At 46.4% G+C, this 16,105-nt stretch carries 14 protein-coding genes; 12 read left to right on the top strand and 2 right to left on the bottom strand.

What is annotated here, in order from left to right:
- Position 1 precedes the first annotated feature (1 nt).
- From U9P07_10225 to U9P07_10195, 7 genes are all read left to right on the top strand, one after another.
- Positions 2 to 2,203, top strand: a complete 2,202-nt coding sequence (locus U9P07_10225; protein MEA2109781.1) for an adenylate/guanylate cyclase domain-containing protein — start codon at positions 2 to 4, stop codon at positions 2,201 to 2,203.
- Between the two features lie 118 nt (positions 2,204 to 2,321).
- Positions 2,322 to 3,386, top strand: a complete 1,065-nt coding sequence (locus tag U9P07_10220; GenBank protein MEA2109780.1) for a cyclic nucleotide-binding domain-containing protein — start codon at positions 2,322 to 2,324, stop codon at positions 3,384 to 3,386.
- A gap of 56 nt (positions 3,387 to 3,442) precedes the next feature.
- A complete protein-coding gene (locus tag U9P07_10215; GenBank protein ID MEA2109779.1) occupies positions 3,443 to 4,270 on the top strand; it encodes an HDOD domain-containing protein in 828 nt (275 codons plus the stop codon).
- 38 nt (positions 4,271 to 4,308) lie between these two features.
- Positions 4,309 to 5,220, top strand: a complete 912-nt coding sequence (locus U9P07_10210; GenBank protein MEA2109778.1) for an MBL fold metallo-hydrolase — start codon at positions 4,309 to 4,311, stop codon at positions 5,218 to 5,220.
- Between the two features lie 601 nt (positions 5,221 to 5,821).
- The gene (locus U9P07_10205) at positions 5,822 to 6,859 is read left to right on the top strand and encodes an AI-2E family transporter (protein MEA2109777.1); all 1,038 of its coding nucleotides are present in this window, start codon (positions 5,822 to 5,824) and stop codon (positions 6,857 to 6,859) included.
- Positions 6,856 to 7,494, top strand: coding sequence for an ABC transporter ATP-binding protein (locus U9P07_10200; protein MEA2109776.1), 639 nt, complete (start codon positions 6,856 to 6,858; stop codon positions 7,492 to 7,494). The genes U9P07_10205 and U9P07_10200 overlap by 4 nt, the downstream gene beginning before the upstream one ends.
- Positions 7,482 to 8,294 carry an ABC transporter permease gene (locus U9P07_10195; GenBank protein ID MEA2109775.1) on the top strand — a complete coding sequence of 271 codons (813 nt, stop codon included), beginning with the start codon at positions 7,482 to 7,484 and terminating at the stop codon, positions 8,292 to 8,294. Before U9P07_10200 ends, U9P07_10195 begins: the two co-directional genes overlap by 13 nt.
- Positions 8,295 to 8,605: 311 nt before the next feature.
- On the opposite strand, the gene U9P07_10190 is transcribed toward U9P07_10195, so the two are convergent.
- Together U9P07_10190 and U9P07_10185 are read right to left on the bottom strand one after the other, a co-directional pair.
- On the bottom strand, positions 8,606 to 10,558 hold the full coding sequence (locus U9P07_10190) for an acetoacetate--CoA ligase (protein ID MEA2109774.1): 1,953 nt from the start codon (positions 10,556 to 10,558) through the stop codon (positions 8,606 to 8,608).
- 196 nt (positions 10,559 to 10,754) lie between these two features.
- Positions 10,755 to 11,018 carry a hypothetical protein gene (locus U9P07_10185; protein MEA2109773.1) on the bottom strand — a complete coding sequence of 88 codons (264 nt, stop codon included), beginning with the start codon at positions 11,016 to 11,018 and terminating at the stop codon, positions 10,755 to 10,757.
- 598 nt (positions 11,019 to 11,616) lie between these two features.
- Between U9P07_10185 and U9P07_10180 the strand changes: the two genes are divergently transcribed.
- From U9P07_10180 to U9P07_10160, 5 genes are all read left to right on the top strand, one after another.
- A complete protein-coding gene (locus U9P07_10180) occupies positions 11,617 to 13,185 on the top strand; it encodes a DUF4301 family protein (GenBank protein MEA2109772.1) in 1,569 nt (522 codons plus the stop codon).
- Positions 13,186 to 13,367: 182 nt separating this feature from the next.
- Positions 13,368 to 13,595, top strand: coding sequence for a ferredoxin family protein (locus U9P07_10175; protein MEA2109771.1), 228 nt, complete (start codon positions 13,368 to 13,370; stop codon positions 13,593 to 13,595).
- The gene (locus tag U9P07_10170; protein ID MEA2109770.1) at positions 13,588 to 14,649 is read left to right on the top strand and encodes a 3-methyl-2-oxobutanoate dehydrogenase subunit VorB; all 1,062 of its coding nucleotides are present in this window, start codon (positions 13,588 to 13,590) and stop codon (positions 14,647 to 14,649) included. Before U9P07_10175 ends, U9P07_10170 begins: the two co-directional genes overlap by 8 nt.
- Before the next feature lie 5 nt (positions 14,650 to 14,654).
- Positions 14,655 to 15,419, top strand: a complete 765-nt coding sequence (locus U9P07_10165) for a thiamine pyrophosphate-dependent enzyme (protein ID MEA2109769.1) — start codon at positions 14,655 to 14,657, stop codon at positions 15,417 to 15,419.
- Positions 15,416 to 15,952, top strand: coding sequence for a 2-oxoacid:acceptor oxidoreductase family protein (locus U9P07_10160; protein ID MEA2109768.1), 537 nt, complete (start codon positions 15,416 to 15,418; stop codon positions 15,950 to 15,952). Before U9P07_10165 ends, U9P07_10160 begins: the two co-directional genes overlap by 4 nt.
- Positions 15,953 to 16,105 lie beyond the last annotated feature (153 nt).

Here is a 16,105-nt window from a genome sequence, read left to right as displayed (position 1 = left end):
TGTGAGTTTGTCGATTAATTTTACTAAGAAATATCTAGCTCGCAGTCTAGGGGGAGTTTGCGCTCTATTCCTGGTGTTTTTGAGCCTCTGGAACCCTGATTTTGTAAATTTTTTTCGCTTAAAAGCCTATGATGCCTTCCTCCACCAGGAACCAGGCTTAATGATAACAGACACATCAATTATTATTGTTGATATTGATGACCGCAGTCTGAGTGAGCTTGGTCAATGGCCTTGGCCGCGCTCTCTTTTAGCGGAAATTTTGAGCCAAATTGGTTTGGGTAAACCAAAAGTTGTCGGTCTCGACATTGTCTTTGCCGAACCCGACCGATTATCACCAAAAATGGTTATCGCGGCCCTTAACGTTGACAAAATAACGCCAATCTGCCGACATCAACTTGAAAACTTGCCTGATCATGACCAGATACTGGTTGAAAGCTTGAAGGATATTCCGGTCGTTCTGGGTTTTCCTTTCACTTTTTCAGCTCCATCGTTCCCCGGATTAGACTCGCAAATGTATCAGCGCCCGGGTCGTTTTGCAGTTATCGGATCCCATCCTGGGCCATGGCTGTTTCAAGCATCTGCGGTGGTTGCTAATCTGCAAAACCTGGCCGCAGCCGCCGCTGGCAGCGGCTTTTTTAATATTCTACCCGACACGGATGGTATTATTCGCAAAATACCCCTGGTCATACAATATAATCAGGACATCTATCCCGGTCTGGTTCTTGAAATGATCAGAATTGGCAACCGGGCTTCGATCAACCGGATACGTTGCAGTACAAGTGGTCTCGAATCCGTAAAATGCGGCCCCTATATCATCCCCGTAGACGCCCATGGTCAAACTAATATCCGTTACTGCGCCCGAGAAAATTCTTTTTCCTATATTTCAGCAGTTGATATTTTAAACCGTCAAGTCAATCCGGATATATTTCAAGATGCCTATGTCCTTATTGGGACATCAGCTCCAGGGTTAGTGGATATTGTCGCAACCCCAACAGCTTCAATTTTTCCCGGAGTGGAAGTCCATGCCCAGGCGCTTAACACTATTTTGACGAGATCACATATCCGAAACCCGGATTGGTCGAAGGGGGCTGAGCTTTGTTATCTTTTATGTATTAGCGTTATGCTTATTGTTCTGGTGCCGATTATCGGTGCCCTCAAAGGAGGGCTCCTGTTTTTGTTGAGCGGTAGCGGTATTGTTCTTTTCTCATATTGGCTTTTTCACAGTTATGGCTTCTATTTTGATCCGGTCTATCCCCTGCTCTGCAACGGTTTGGTTTTTTTTACCCTGATCTTTATTAACTATTTCCAGGAAGAAAAAGGAAGACGCCAGACCAGAACTGCTTTTGCTAAATATATCTCCCCGGTTTTGATTGATGAACTTCTGGATAATCCGGAAAAGCTCGCCGTAACCGGCGAAGAGCGGGTTGTGACCGCGATGTTTTCGGATATCAGGGATTTCACCAAAATCTCGGAGTCGATCTCACCCGAAGAGGTATGCACCTCGCTTAATCAATATTTTACGGTTATCTCCAAGATCCTGATGGATCGTGGGGCCTTGGTCGATAAATATATTGGCGATGCCGTATACGCTTTCTGGAATGCCCCGATATATGATCCGAATCATGCTCAAAATGCTATATTGGCGGCCCTGGAAATGAGAGAGGGTTTAAAAATCTTGAACTACAACTGGATAATTGAACGTTTTCCGGTGATAAAAGCCGGCATCGCGATTAACACGGGTTCAGTTCGGGTCGGGAATATCGGCTCGGAAAACCGACTAAGTTATACGGCAATGGGAGATGCCGTCAATCTGACGGCCCGGCTTGAAGGCGTAACTAAAAAATATGGCGTGTCAATTATTGTTAATTCTCCGACCTATGAATTGGTCGATAAAGAGGAGTTTATCTTCTGTAAACTCGATCATATCAGGGTTTCAGGCCGCCATGAACCCGTTACCATCTATGAACTGTTGGGCAAAAAAAGTCAGGTCTCGAACGTTCAAACGGTTTTGATCAAGGAGCGCGAAACAGCCCTTGAAAGATATTTTGCCGGTGATTTTCAAACCGCACGACGAATGTTTCAGCAGTTACCTGAGGGAGCCTATGACCGTTTGCGCAGAATTTTCATTAAACGTTGTCGGGATCACGTAGACAATCCACCGGGTTCATTTTGGGATGGCATCAATAATCTTGATTCCAAATAACAAACGCGGGAGTTGTTCGCGACCCAAGTTCTTTTTGTCTGCGGATTAACGCAGAACATCTGTGTTAATCCGCGTAAACTGTGAACAAATGACTTAAAAGTTTGGGGGGGGAACCATAATGCAGAAGAACATATTCAACATTGTTAAACAGAATCCACTTTTTTCAAATTTTTCCGAAGAGAATTTTCTTCCCTTTGTCGATTTTTTTATTCCCGTCACTTTTAGACCCAATGAAATTATCATTTACGAGGGTACTCCGGCCGAAAAAATGTTTCTGGTTGTTTCCGGAGAGGTCTCGATCTCCAAGTGTATGGGAACCGGCCAACGAGAGTTGGATCATTTGCAAAATGGCAGTTGTTTCGGCGAGATGGCCCTGATCAACCGGGAGAATCGTATGGCTACGGTTATCGCGACGACAGAAACTAAATGTTTGCAAATCAACAGTGGTGATTTTTTTCGGATGTTGGATGAAAGTCGGGATTTTGAACGAAACCTGACCCGGGTTCTCATCGGACGCATTAAAAATACGGAAGCCAATGCCAATAATCTTATCCTAAAAGCCTATAAAACCCTGCTTTTTTCACTTGCGAACCTGACGGAATCGCGCGATGACGAGACCGGGGCTCATCTCCTCAGGGTGCAGAGGTACTGTCGGTTGTTAGCTGAAAAACTCTCCGTCCACCCTCATTTCAGCCAAACCATAAATGAGATATTCATTGAAAATATCTATATCGTTTCACCCATGCACGATATCGGTAAGGTCGCAATTCCCGATTTTGTCCTGCTGAAACCCGGCCGTCTGACCCCGGAGGAGTTCGAAATCATGAAAAAACACTCCAGTGTCGGGGCTCAGGTTATGGAAAAGCTCCTTGATGAGATCTATTTTTCGACGTTCGAAATGGGTTGCGATATTGCTCACTACCATCATGAGCGTTATGATGGTAAGGGTTACCCCACCGGGTTGAGTGGCAAAAACATTCCGGTTTCCGCCCGGATTATGGCTTTAGCCGATGTCTTTGACGCACTTTTAAGTAAACGTGTCTACAAACCGGCTTTTGATTTTGATAAAGTTATTAACATCATCAAAGAAGAGAAAGGTTGTCAGTTCGACCCGATAATGACTGATGTCATGCTGGCCCATATTGATGAATTTAAAGATATCTATCTCAAATATTGTGATTGATGATGTCCCAGAGTGATAATAAATTTTTTCGGCAAATCGAGGCATATATCGATAAAATGCCCAGCCTTTCGACTACGGCCGTCAAAGTCATGGAGGTTTGTAATCAGCCCGATCCCTCACCCCACGAACTTGGTCGGGTGATCTCTCTTGACCCGGTTTTGACCGGCCAGGTGCTTAAACTGATCAACTCGGCTTACTTTTCTCTACTCCACAAGATTACAACACTGATTCGCGCCATTACCATGCTGGGTATGAATACGGTAAAAAATATGGCTTTAAGCACCTCAATCATGGGTACTATGAGCCGACAAAAAACCTCAAGTCTGGAAATTGCCGATTTTTGGGCTCACTCACTTGGGGTTGCGGTGACGGCCAAGGTTTTAGCTAAGACACGAGATCTCCCATACGCCCGGCAGGAGGAGTTTTTTATGGCCGGTTTACTGCATGATCTTGGTAAGCTGCCCATGGATAGCTGTTTTGCCTCAGAATATGCACAATCCTTGGACTGGGCTGAACAAGAACAGATTTCCCTGGCTCGAGCCGAGACTACAATCTTCGGTTTTAACCACGGCGACTGCGGTCGCTTGATTATCCAAAAATGGCAACTTTCCTCCCCCATTCTTGAGGCTGTCAGCCATCATCACGAACTTGAAAAAGTTAAAAACAGTGCCGATCGTAATCTGGTTGCCCTGGTTGAGTTAGCCAATATTTTTGTTAACCGATTTCAAATTGGTTGCGCCGGTGATTGCCATCCCGACTCTTCACATATTGATAAAATTTTTGAACTTACCGGTTCAAACTGGTCTGAGCTGGAAAATATGCATGAAATAGTACTGGAAGAAATTAAAAAAGCGCAGATATTTCTCCAGATTACCGTAACTTGAGATAAATAAATTAAAAGCTACATATTGTCAGGATGACTATGAAAGTTGTTTTTTGGGGGGTACGGGGTTCGATTCCCTGTCCCGGTTTGCAAACCGTGAAATATGGAGGAAACACCGCTTGCATCGAGCTTTGTCTTGATGAACTTGATTACTCTCTTATCATTGATGCGGGTTCGGGCATTAGAGAACTGGGTTATCAACTTGTCAAGCAACAAAACAAGAATCTTGATATCCGGATTTTTCTGACCCATACCCATATGGATCACATCTCCGGCCTGCCGTTTTTCCTGCCGATCTATATGCCCGACAGTAAAATCAGGATCTATGGTCCGGTTTCCCACGAGCAAGCTACTCTCGAAAATGTCGTGGGTGGCTTAATGGATTACCGTTATTTCCCGATTCGCAAAGAGGAGCTGGCTGCCAAGATTGAATATGTCAGTCTTAAGGAGGAGCACCTGGATCTGGGTGATGGCTTAATCTTGACCACTAAATTTCTTAATCATCCTATTCTCTGTCTTGGTTACCGGTTTGAATATCAAGACAAAATAGTTTGTACCACTTATGACACGGAACCTTTTCGTAATCTCTTTAGCCTTGATCCCAAAGATCCCAATTATGATGAAGAGCTTGTTCGGGATGGAGAAGAAGCAGCTCGGGAGCTGAACGCTCAACTTGAAGAGTTTTATCGAGGAGCCGATCTCTTAATCCATGACTGCCAATACACCAAAGTTGAATATGATGCTGATAAACAGGATTGGGGTCACTCTTGGTTTGAATATGTTTGTTCTGCCGCCGCCCGCGCCGGGGTCAAAAAACTAGCTCTTTTTCACCATGACCCGACCCGCAGTGATGTTCAGCTTGAAGAACTCGAAAAAATTCACTGCTCGTCTAATCGCTATGGTAATATTGAGATCTTTTGCGCCCGTGAAGGTATGAAAGTAGTCTTGTAGGACAACCTCCTTTTACAGTAAAAAATAGAAAGTAGATTAAAAGGCGGCCCAAAAAAGGATCGCCAGAGAGGCAAAAATAACCAAGACAGCCAGTTGTCGTATAACGTAACCGGATGAATAATGTTTCTGATGACCCAAAAGCGCTGCTAGTGCCAGACTGGCGAGCAAATAGTTGTGACAACCGAAAATTGACCACCCTGATTACAAGATAAAACTTTATTTGTAGCACTCTTTTTGTGTAAAATTTTAACTGGGATAGCGCCACTTCTTTGCCACTGGCGACCTTGCAGATCCTGCGGAGCTGTTCTGCCCGTTTATCGGTAAGCTTGCCAATGGGCCAGATGGTACGTTTTTTTAACCTTCTTGCCCTCACGATAGGATTCGGCAATAGTATATGTTTTACCATTGTAAGTTGAGGTGCTGTAGCTCAAATGCATTATGTAGCCCTTTTAAATTCAATTAGTTATCGAAATGCCTTCCGGAACAAGGTATTTATGGAAATGTAAGTCAGAAAGTTGAGTGAAACCGGAACAAGGGATTTATGGAAATGCAAGTCAGAAAGTTGAGTGAAAAAGGAATAAATAATTGAGACAGGAATATCATGCTGATTAATCTTGCCGCGTTTGTCATTGTTATTGCCGGTATCATGTCGGCAAAAGCCATTGTCGTGCCGTTTCTGCTGGCGTCCTTTCTTGCCATTATCTGTGCTCCTCCAGTGTATTGGCTGCGAACCAGGAAGGTGCCGGCTATTGTTTCCATCATCCTGCTGGTGTTGGTGGTTATCCTGGTGGAAATGGTGCTGGCAACCCTGGTAACTTCTTCCATGGCGGAATTTTCCCGGGCAATACCTCAGTACCAGGAACGTCTGCATGCGATATTCAAAGATTTGATCGCCTGGCTGGGAGGTCACGGTATTGAGCTTACGGAAAAGATTTTCATGGATCAGTTTGATCCGGGCAAGCTCATGAGTATTGCCGCCAATATGCTCAATAACCTGTTCGGGATGTTGACCAATACTTTTATGATTGTGTTGACCCTGGTTTTCATCCTGCTCGAGGCCTCGGGCTTTACGGATAAGCTCAAGGCCATAGCCGGCAGGCCTGATGCTGATATGGAAAAATATGACCGGATTATCACTGGTATCAACCGGTATCTGGCCCTGAAGACCGGTACCAGCCTGCTTACCGGGGGCCTGGTTACCATCGGTCTCTGGATTATCGGGGTTGATTTTGCGGTCATGTGGGGGGTATTGGCTTTTCTGCTGAACTTTATTCCGACCATTGGTTCGGTTATAGCCGCGGTTCCATCGGTTCTATTGGCTCTGGTCCAGCTTGGCCCGGCTTCGGCGGCGGCTACGGCCGGCTTGTATCTGGTTACAAACATAATTGTCGGGAATATTCTTGAACCAAAGATCATGGGAACCGGAGTCGGACTTTCACCGCTGGTTATTTTTGTTTCCATGGCCTTTTGGGGTTGGGTGCTCGGACCGGTGGGCATGCTGCTGTCGGTTCCGTTGACCATGACTTTGAAAATCGGCTTGGGGTATAGTGAAAAAACCCGCCATATTGCTTTGCTTCTCGGGTCAAATGGGGAAGCGATGAAGGTGTTACTTGAGCAGGAAAAAAACAGTTTGTCATGATTGCCTTTAACCATATTCATCTTTCGTTTAATGGTAAAAAAATTATTGATGACCTCTCTCTGGCGGTTGATCAAGGTGAAAAGGTTGTGGTCCTGGCGAAATCAGGGACAGGGAAGAGTTCTCTCTTTTCCCTGGTGTTGGGGTTTATCGAACCTGATGAAGGAGAAGTTTTCTTTGACGGCCGAATGATCGATGAAAAAAGCGTCTGGGAGGTTCGTAAAAAGATTGCTTATGTAGATCAGGATGTCAGTCTGGGTGGTGGAAAGATTCTTGATCTGCTTGATTTAGTGGCAAAATTAAAAACAAATATTTACCTGGATGGCTTCCGGGAACAGCTGCAGGAGCTTTTGCAGTATTTTGAGTTGGATAAAGAAGTCATCAAAAAGGATATTGAAGATCTGTCCGGCGGCGAAAGACAGCGCCTGGCGATTATTATTGCCGTGCTGCTGCAGCGGGATGTATTTCTGCTGGATGAAGTGACTTCGGCCCTCGATAAACAGCTCAAAAAAAAAGTAGCGGATTTTTTTGTTGCCAGGGAAGATTGGACCTGTCTGGTGATTTCCCACGATCCTGTCTGGCTTGAGAACCCGGCGGTCAAAATTTTCAATCTTGAGGAGGGAGAATGGAAACCGTAGATCTTTCCCTTGTCTCCCTGGCTCTGACCTTTCTGCTGCTGGCTCTGCCGGTGGTTTTAAGCCTGAAGTTCGGATTTGCTTTAATCAAGCCGCTTTTTTATGCCGTGGGCAGGATGACCGTTCAGTTGATCCTGATCGGCATCTTTCTCAAATATCTTTTTTTATGGAATAACATCTGGATCAATCTTTTCTGGCTGCTGATCATGATTACGGTTGCGGTCTTTTCCGCGGTCAGAAGTTCCGCCATCAAAATCAGCAAGGTTTTTATCCCCGGTTTTTTATCATTTTCCATTGCCACCTTTGTGGTTATCTTTTATCTGAATATTGTGGTTATCCCGCTTGATAATATTTTTGACGCCCGCTACCTGATTGTTCTCGGCGGCATGCTGCTGGGTAGTTCGCTCAGGGGCAACATTGTCGGCATCAGCACCTTTTATGAAAATATCAGGAAGGATGCCAGGAAATATCTCTATGTGCTTTCGCTTGGAGCATCTCATTACGAGGCCTTGCTGCCGTATTTTCGGGAAAGCGCTCAACTGGCGTTAAAGCCGACCCTGGCCGCTATGGCAACCATGGGAATAGTCGCTCTGCCCGGAATGATGACGGGAGTTATCCTTGGAGGGGCCAGCCCGGAAGTGGCAATTAAATACCAGATTATGATCATGATCGCAATTGTGGTCAGCACCATCACCAGCGTGGTGCTGACCATCCTGCTGACTCTGCGCGTCTGTTTTAACCGCTACGGGGTGCTGCGGCGGGAGGTATTTGTTGAGCCGAAGAACAAGTCAAATGGAAGCTGACAATGAAAAGCCCCGCATTAAGCGGGACTTTTTTGGTTTTGCCTGGGGCAAAAAATCATTGAATGATGGTAACTATTCAGCACATTGTATTGCACCTTAAGTAGTAAACTCGGGACTGTCCCCAGCTTCACCGGGGGCTGTCCCAGATGTTTACGGACTATGAAACAATGTCGGTATACACCGCAAAAGCCTGGGACAGTCCCCTTTTAAACCAAAAAGCTTGGGGACAGTCCCGGTTTTGCTTGGAGCAGTGCGCTTCATAAAGATGTGCTGAATAGTTACGAATGATGATTACCACCGCAGTCGATGGTTCATGATTGCAATTGGGGCAGATCCTTGAAACATTCCAGTGCCTGGGGGTTGGCCAGGGCATCCTTGTTGGTAATTTCCCGGCCTTCGACGACTTTACGTACTGCCAGTTCCACTTTTTTACCGCTGATAGTGTAGGGGATGTCGGCAACCGGGATCACTTTGGCCGGTACATGCCGGGGAGTGGTGTTTTTACGGATGGTGGTTTTAATCTGTTTTTCCAGTTCCGGGGTTAAATCAACCCCCGCTTCCAGAATAACGAACAAGATAACCCGCACATCGTTGTCCCAGTTCTGGCCGATGACGACGCTGTCCTTGATTTCTGGAATGGTTTCCACCTGCCGATAGATTTCGGCAGTGCCGATGCGGACGCCGCCGGGGTTGAGGGTGGCATCGGAACGACCATAAAAAATAACCCCGCCGGTTTCAGTAATCATGATGAAGTCACCGTGGCACCAGATGTTGGGATAACGGCGGAAATAGGCATCCAGATATTTCTGGTTTTCCGGATCGTTCCAGAAATAGATCGGCATTGACGGGAACGAAGCGCTGCAGACCAGTTCTCCCTGTTCATTGAGTACCGACTTGCCATCATCATCGAAGGCTTCAACTTTCATCCCCAGCCCACGGCACTGTAGTTCTTCGCTGTAGACCGGCAGGATGGGATTGCCGAGGGCAAAGCAGGAAACAATATCGGTACCGCCGGAAATGGAAGCCAGGTCGAGATCTTCCTTGATTTCCCGGTAGACAAACTCAAAACTTTCAGCTGAAAGAGGAGAACCGGTGGAACAGATGGTTTTAATCGCCGAAAGATCATATTCCTTCCCCGGTTTGATGTCGGCCTGCTGAACCGAGGCCAGGAACTTGGCGCTGGTGCCGAAAACGGTTATTTTTTCATCTTCCGCCAGCTTGAAGGTGGTGCCGCCGTTTGGATAGAATGGGGAACCATCATAGAGGATCAGGGTGGCGCCCACCGCCAGGCCGCTAACTAACCAGTTCCACATCATCCAGCCGCAGGTGGTGAAGTAGAAAAGATTGTCTTCCCGCTTGAGATCAACATGGAGGATATGTTCCTTCAGGTGCTGAATCAGGGTGCCGCCAGCCCCATGGACAATACATTTGGGCACCCCGGTGGTCCCGGATGAATACATGATGTAGAGGGGATGGTCGAAAGGCAGCTGTTCAAATTCTATTTCCAGATTGTCTTCGGAACTGAGAAAATCACCGAAGAGAATGGAGTTGTTGATCATGCTGATATCCGGTTGGCTTTCGGTATAGGGAATGACCACTACTTTTTCCACCGATGGCAGGCTGTTGAGAATATCGGAAACCCGCTGTAGAGAATCGAAGGTTTTGCCATTATAGCCATAACCGTTGGCGGTAAAAACAACTTTGGGTTCAATCTGGCCAAAACGATCTAAAACCCCTTTAATGCCGAAATCAGGCGAGCAGGAAGACCAGATAGCGCCGATGCTGGTGGTGGCCAGCATGGCAATTACCGTTTCCATCATGTTGGGAACAAAACCGGATATCCGGTCGCCCGCGGTGACCCCCATATCCCGTAATGATTTGGCCAATCTGGCGACTTGGTCATAGAGTTCAGCATAGGTTATTCTGACCGCTTCCTGCTGTTCGCCCTTAAAGACCATGGCGGTCTGCTCATCACGGTAGCGCAGCAGGTTCTCGGCAAAATTGAGCCGGGCGCCGGTAAACCATCTGGAGCCTGGCATTTTGTCGCCGTCCACCAGCACTTCATCGTAGGTTTTGGAAGCGATAATGCCGCCAAAGTTCCAGACGCCTTCCCAGAAATCAGCCCGTTCGCTTATCGACCACTGGTACAACTCATCATAATTGGCAAAAGACTGCCCCTGCTGATCATTCAGGTACTTCATAAATCGGGTCAGGTTGGCATTGGCTATCCGTTCAGTTGATGGTTTCCATAGTGCAGTTTTCATAAATATGATCCTCCTTTAAGAATTGAGATCTAAAATAGATGTTAATGTAATGCTCAACATAACTTTTCTACCCATCACTGGACATTTATCAGTTAACGTTAACTGACTTTGGCACCTTAGCAGATTATTTTCGCTAAAATCAATCTATTTTTGCTGTTGATAGTAGTTTTTTCAGCTCCGTCCGGTTATTAGTATCTTACTCCTGAAAACCTGTCACTCTTTTCAGTACCCCCTTGAGGGGTAAAAAAAACAAGAAATTCTTTTTAACCACCCATTCGCTACGCTCACTGGAGAACACGAAGAACACGAAGAAAAAAAGATTGCATCTTTGTGCTGCCGTGAGTTTTTTATCTTTTTTGCCCTGCGTCCTGAATTTGTGATAATTCACTTTCCCGCCTTCCTTCGCCTGCGGTCCGTACTGGTTTGCACGTTTGCTTCGCCGTGCTTCGCGGGGGGACACTCTTGACTATCGCTCGCCCAGTGGAGGAACACCTTGAATTTGCTTTTAACGCGAAACTCAAGAATGTCCCCAATCACGGTGGCCCCGCTTCCAATTTCTCCCGCCCTCCCTTAGTTAAATCAATAAATCAACAACGTCCCTTTTTGCCTTCAGCTACATACTGCTTTTCCTCTTTTTTTTCGTGTTTTTCGTGGTGAAATATCTTTTATCAGTTCGAAAAAGTCCAGTTTTTGCCTTTGTCTTGGCAAGGTTCTCAGTGCCTCTGTGCCTCTGTGAGAGCCTGCTTTTTTTTCACTTAAATCAATAAATCAACAACGTCCCCGCCTTCCTCAGTGGAGGAACACCTTGAATTTGCCTTTAACGCGAAACTCAAGAATGTCCCCAATCACGGTGGCCTCGCTTCCAATTTCCCCCGCCCTCCCTTTTTATTTTTTATGCAAGGCTTACTACAATATGGCAAGCTTCATGGTAAAATAAAATCTGGGTTGTGGGCGTAGCCTGCGTTGGATTTTTACTTGAATATCAGTCCTCAGTATGTAATTATGCGCATATATTACCTGCAAGCATGAAAATAAAGGCTGCTTTTGGAGCAAAAAGAATGGATCATGATGTTATCTTTAGCGATGTCGATCTGGCTCAGATAGATGAACATGGTTTGAACGAAGTGGATGTTCTGGCCCAAATAGATATTTTTACCCATGGTATCCCGGCGGTTAAACTGGATCGCCCCTGTACCGTAAACGACGGTATTGTCAGGCTGGAGAATGAAGAGATGGAGACCATGATTGATATCTACCGGGAGGCTGCCCTGGCTGGAAGGGCGATGAAATTTGTTCCGGCATCGGGTGCGGCAACCAGAATGTTCAAAACCCTGCTGTCCTGTTATCATAAATATTTCCAGCCGGGTGCCAAGCCCATGACGTTAAATGACTATATTGATAATCCTGATTATGATGATATCCTGCGGATGAAGGATAATTGTGGGAAATTTGCTTTTTCCGATCGGCTTCACCAGGTGGTTTCAGCCGATGGCCTGGAGGTTGAAAACCTGATTGATGAAGGTCGATGTGACCTGATGCTGGCTTACTTACTGACGGAAAAAGGGCTTGACTACGGCAGTTTGCCGAAGGGATTGATTGATTTTCATTGTTATCCCGATCATGTTCGCACTCCTTTCGTGGAACACCTGGTGGAAGCAGCCGATTATACCAAGGATAAACAGGGAAAAATCCGACTTCATTTTACCATTTCTCCGGAACATCGACAACCGTTTCAGGAACATCTTGAACAGGTGAGGGGAGTCATTGAAACCGGTAGTACCCGTTGTGAGGTTATTTTTTCGGTCCAGAAATCCTCAACGGATACCATTGCCGTTGATCATGATAATGTACCTTTTAAAAATGTCGACGGTTCCCTGGTCTTTCGACCTGGCGGCCATGGGGCTCTGCTGGAAAATCTGAATGATTTAAAAGGTGATATTGTTTTTATCAAAAATATCGATAATGTGGTCCCTGACCGGTTGAAAGCGGAAATATGCCGCTATCATCAGATCCTGGGAGGCTACCTGGTAAATCTGCAACAGCGCATTTTCGGTTATCTTCAAGGCCTTGATGATACAGTTCCTGGCGATTCGCTGCTGGCTGAAATAACTGTTTTTGTGCAGGATTTTCTTGGAATCGAGATTCCGTCTGAGGCAGGTGATAAACAGATTGAATTTTTGCGTAAGAAACTTAATCGACCCCTCAGGGTTTGCGGGATGGTAAAAAATGAAGGCGAGCCCGGGGGCGGACCTTTCTGGGTCCGTGGCCCCGAGCAGGGTTGCAGTCGCCAGATAGTCGAGTCGTCACAGGTGGATTTCTCTGCTCCTGACCAGGAGAAAATCTGGCAGCTATCTACCCATTTTAATCCGGTGGATCTGGTATGTGGTCTGCGGGATTACCGGGGGGAACCTTTTGACCTGCATGAGTTCAGCGATCCTGATACCGGCTTTATCGCGGTTAAATCCAGTGAAGGAAAGGAATTGAAAGCCCTTGAACATCCGGGTTTGTGGAATGGGGCGATGGCTGAATGGAATACGGTTTTCATCGAAGTCCCGGCCGGGACGTTTAATCCGGTCAAGTCTGTTTTTGATCTTTTGCGTCCGGCGCATCAGACCGGGGAAGTGTGATTGCCTGTCTTAGGGCAGACGGATGGAAATGTTCCGTGGAAACTGCAGGGAGTTTCACTTGACAATTTTTTTGACAGGATGTAAAGGGTTTTTTTTACTTTGATAGTTGCTGGAGCATGAGTTTGTTTCCCATAAATAATTAGCTCTTTATTTTTGACTTTTTACCAGAGCAATTAAGGTTAATGATGAGTAAAAAAGATAAAGTTTTTATGGTAAAGATCCGCCGGGATTATTGTAAAGGCTGCGGTCTTTGTGTTGAGTTCTGTAAACAGGAAGTGCTTGAAACTTCTCCAAAATTAAATAGCATGGGATATTATTATGCTGATCCGGTGAAGCCTGAGAATTGTATTGGTTGTATGGTCTGCACGCTGGTTTGTCCTGATTTGGCGGTTGAGGTGTACAGTGAATAAGGTTTTTATGAGTGGCAACCATACCATTGCCGAGGCGGCCATCCGGGCCGGCTGTAAATGTTATTTTGGTTACCCGATTACACCCCAGAATGAACTGGGTGAATATATGGCGGCAAATTTGCGGCAGGCTGGTGGAACTTTCATCCAGTCAGAAAGCGAGATTGCTGCCATTAATATGGTCGTAGGCGCGGCGGCATCCGGAGTCCGGGCTATGACTTCATCATCCAGCCCGGGAATCAGCCTGAAACAGGAAGGGATCTCTTTTCTGTCAGGGTTTGAACTGCCGGCTGTTATTGTCAATATGATGCGAGGCGGTCCCGGGATGGGAAACATTGCTCCGGCTCAGGGAGATTATTATCAGTCGACCAGGGGTGGCGGGCATGGTGATTATCGGACCCCGGTATTAGCTCCGGCATCGGTGCAGGAACTGGCTGATCTGACCATGGTCGCCTTCGATCTGGCTGATCGTTATCGGACTCCGGTAATGCTAATTGGTGACGGGATGATGGGGCAGATGAAGGAACCGGTGGTTTTCCCGGAGCTGGTTAAACAATTACCGGAAAAAAAATGGGCGTTGAAGGGGCGGGGAGAAGGTCCAAGTCGCTACCTGGCCTCCCTGATTCTTGACGGCCTGGAAAATGAACGTCACAATTGGAAACTGGTGCGTAAATACCAGGAAATTGCTGATTGTGAGACCCGTTATGAGCTTTACATGATGGAAGATGCTGAATATGCCGTGGTCGCCTATGGAACGACGGCCCGGATTATCAAAGGTGCCATTAAACGAGCCCGTAGAGAAGGAATCCCGGTTGGTCTGATTCGACCTATAACCCTTTTCCCCTTTCCGGAAAAAGTTTTGCAGGAAATAGCTCACCGGATTAAAGGTTTCCTGGTTTTTGAAATGAGTACCGGCCAGATGGTTGACGATGTAAGACTGGCCCTGGCTGATTATCAGGTTAAGGTTGAATTTCATGGCCGTCCCGGCGGCATCATCCCCACCCCGTTGGAGTTTTCCCGGGTTATTAACCGCCATTATCGGCGGATGAAAAAGTAGGTCCCATGAAGTTGATAAATCAATGGCCCCAGTATTATAAAAAAAATGTAGTAACTCACTATTGTCCTGGTTGTGGTCATGGTGTTGTGCACCGGATAATTGCCGAAGTGCTGGAAGAATTGGATGTCGGCAAGCGATCCCTGCTGGTGTGTCCGGCCGGTTGTGCGGTTCTGGCCTATCATTATCTGGATATCGATGTGATTGAGTCAGCTCATGGTCGGGGAACGGCTATTGCCACCGGTGTGAGTCGGGCCAATCCCGATCTCTTTGTTATCAGCTACCAGGGTGATGGGGACCTTTCAGCTATTGGTACGGCTGAAACCATTCACTCCGCCAATCGTGGTGAAAATATCACCGTAATTTTTATTAATAATGCTGTTTATGGGATGACCGGGGGGCAAATGGCTCCCACTACCATTCTTGACCAGGGGACTACTACTACCCCTCTTGGTCGTAATTCAACCCTGGATGGTTATCCTCTCCATATTACCGATGTAGTTGCTGCTTTTCCAGGCGTTGCCTATGCTGAGCGGGTTACGGTGGCTACTCCCGGGGGGATCAGGAAAACTAAAAAAGCGATTACCAATGCGTTTCAAACTCAAATTGAAGGTTTGGGATATTCAATTGTTGAAGTTCTATCTCCCTGCCCGACCAACTGGAAAATGACGCCACTTCAAGCTTGTCGATGGATTACTGAAGAAATGTCTAAAGAATACCAGCCCGGGTTGCTAACTGATAAGCGGGAAGAAAAAAGGAAGCAAAAAGGATGATTTTAAATACACTTTGTGCCGGTTCCGGTGGTCAGGGAGTTTTGACTCTGGGTAACGTGTTGGGTAATGCAGGCATGATTCAGGGTTTGCATGCTACCTACCTCCCGGCCTATGGCGCTGCCGTGCGTGGCGGTACCGCAAACTGTACTGTCTGTATTTCCGCTGAAGAAATTGCCTCACCGGTGGTTTCAAATCCTGATATTCTGGTGGCCATGAACCAGCCTTCGGCAATGGCTTTTATGAACCGGTTGGTTTCCGGCGGCAAATTGCTCTATAACTCTTCCATCATTGTCGATTTGCCCAAGAGAAGTGATATCGATTTTATCCCTGTGCCCGCCAATGAACTGGCCCGGGAACTGGGAAATGATCGTTCAGCCAACATGATTCTTCTTGGAAGTCTGGTCAACCTGGGACAAGTGCTGACCCAGGAATCGGTGTTTAAAAGTTTGGAAATCCTGATGGGGAGTAAACCGGCGTTGGTAAAAGTCAGTTGCCAGGCGGTAACCAAAGGATATGATTTTCTTAACCAGTAAGTAGAGGACTTTTTTATGTCTGTAACCCAGCTTTCTATTACTACAGATAACAAACCGGGACGTTTGAATCAGATTTGTGATATCCTGGAAAGAGAGCAGATTAATATCAAGGGCGTCATGGCTTGTTCTGAATTAAATCCACCCAGGGTAAAG

Source organism: Pseudomonadota bacterium, assembly GCA_034660915.1.
GTDB lineage: Bacteria > Desulfobacterota > Anaeroferrophillalia > Anaeroferrophillales > Anaeroferrophillaceae > DQWO01.
Note: the sequence above shows the minus strand (reverse complement) of the source record. Positions and strands in the feature narration are given on the sequence as shown.

What these genes read in the sequence shown, in the direction of transcription:
- U9P07_10200 (MEA2109776.1), top strand. Translation starts at nt 6,856, where the DNA reads ATGATTGCCTTTAACCATATTCATCTTTCGTTTAATGGTAAAAAAATT.
- U9P07_10210 (MEA2109778.1), top strand. Translation starts at nt 4,309, where the DNA reads ATGAAAGTTGTTTTTTGGGGGGTACGGGGTTCGATTCCCTGTCCCGGT.
- U9P07_10220 (MEA2109780.1), top strand. Translation starts at nt 2,322, where the DNA reads ATGCAGAAGAACATATTCAACATTGTTAAACAGAATCCACTTTTTTCA.
- U9P07_10165 (MEA2109769.1), top strand. Translation starts at nt 14,655, where the DNA reads ATGAAGTTGATAAATCAATGGCCCCAGTATTATAAAAAAAATGTAGTA.
- U9P07_10180 (MEA2109772.1), top strand. Translation starts at nt 11,617, where the DNA reads ATGGATCATGATGTTATCTTTAGCGATGTCGATCTGGCTCAGATAGAT.
- U9P07_10190 (MEA2109774.1), bottom strand. Translation starts at nt 10,558, where the DNA reads ATGAAAACTGCACTATGGAAACCATCAACTGAACGGATAGCCAATGCC.
- U9P07_10205 (MEA2109777.1), top strand. Translation starts at nt 5,822, where the DNA reads ATGCTGATTAATCTTGCCGCGTTTGTCATTGTTATTGCCGGTATCATG.
- U9P07_10160 (MEA2109768.1), top strand. Translation starts at nt 15,416, where the DNA reads ATGATTTTAAATACACTTTGTGCCGGTTCCGGTGGTCAGGGAGTTTTG.
- U9P07_10215 (MEA2109779.1), top strand. Translation starts at nt 3,443, where the DNA reads ATGCCCAGCCTTTCGACTACGGCCGTCAAAGTCATGGAGGTTTGTAAT.
- U9P07_10175 (MEA2109771.1), top strand. Translation starts at nt 13,368, where the DNA reads ATGATGAGTAAAAAAGATAAAGTTTTTATGGTAAAGATCCGCCGGGAT.
- U9P07_10195 (MEA2109775.1), top strand. Translation starts at nt 7,482, where the DNA reads ATGGAAACCGTAGATCTTTCCCTTGTCTCCCTGGCTCTGACCTTTCTG.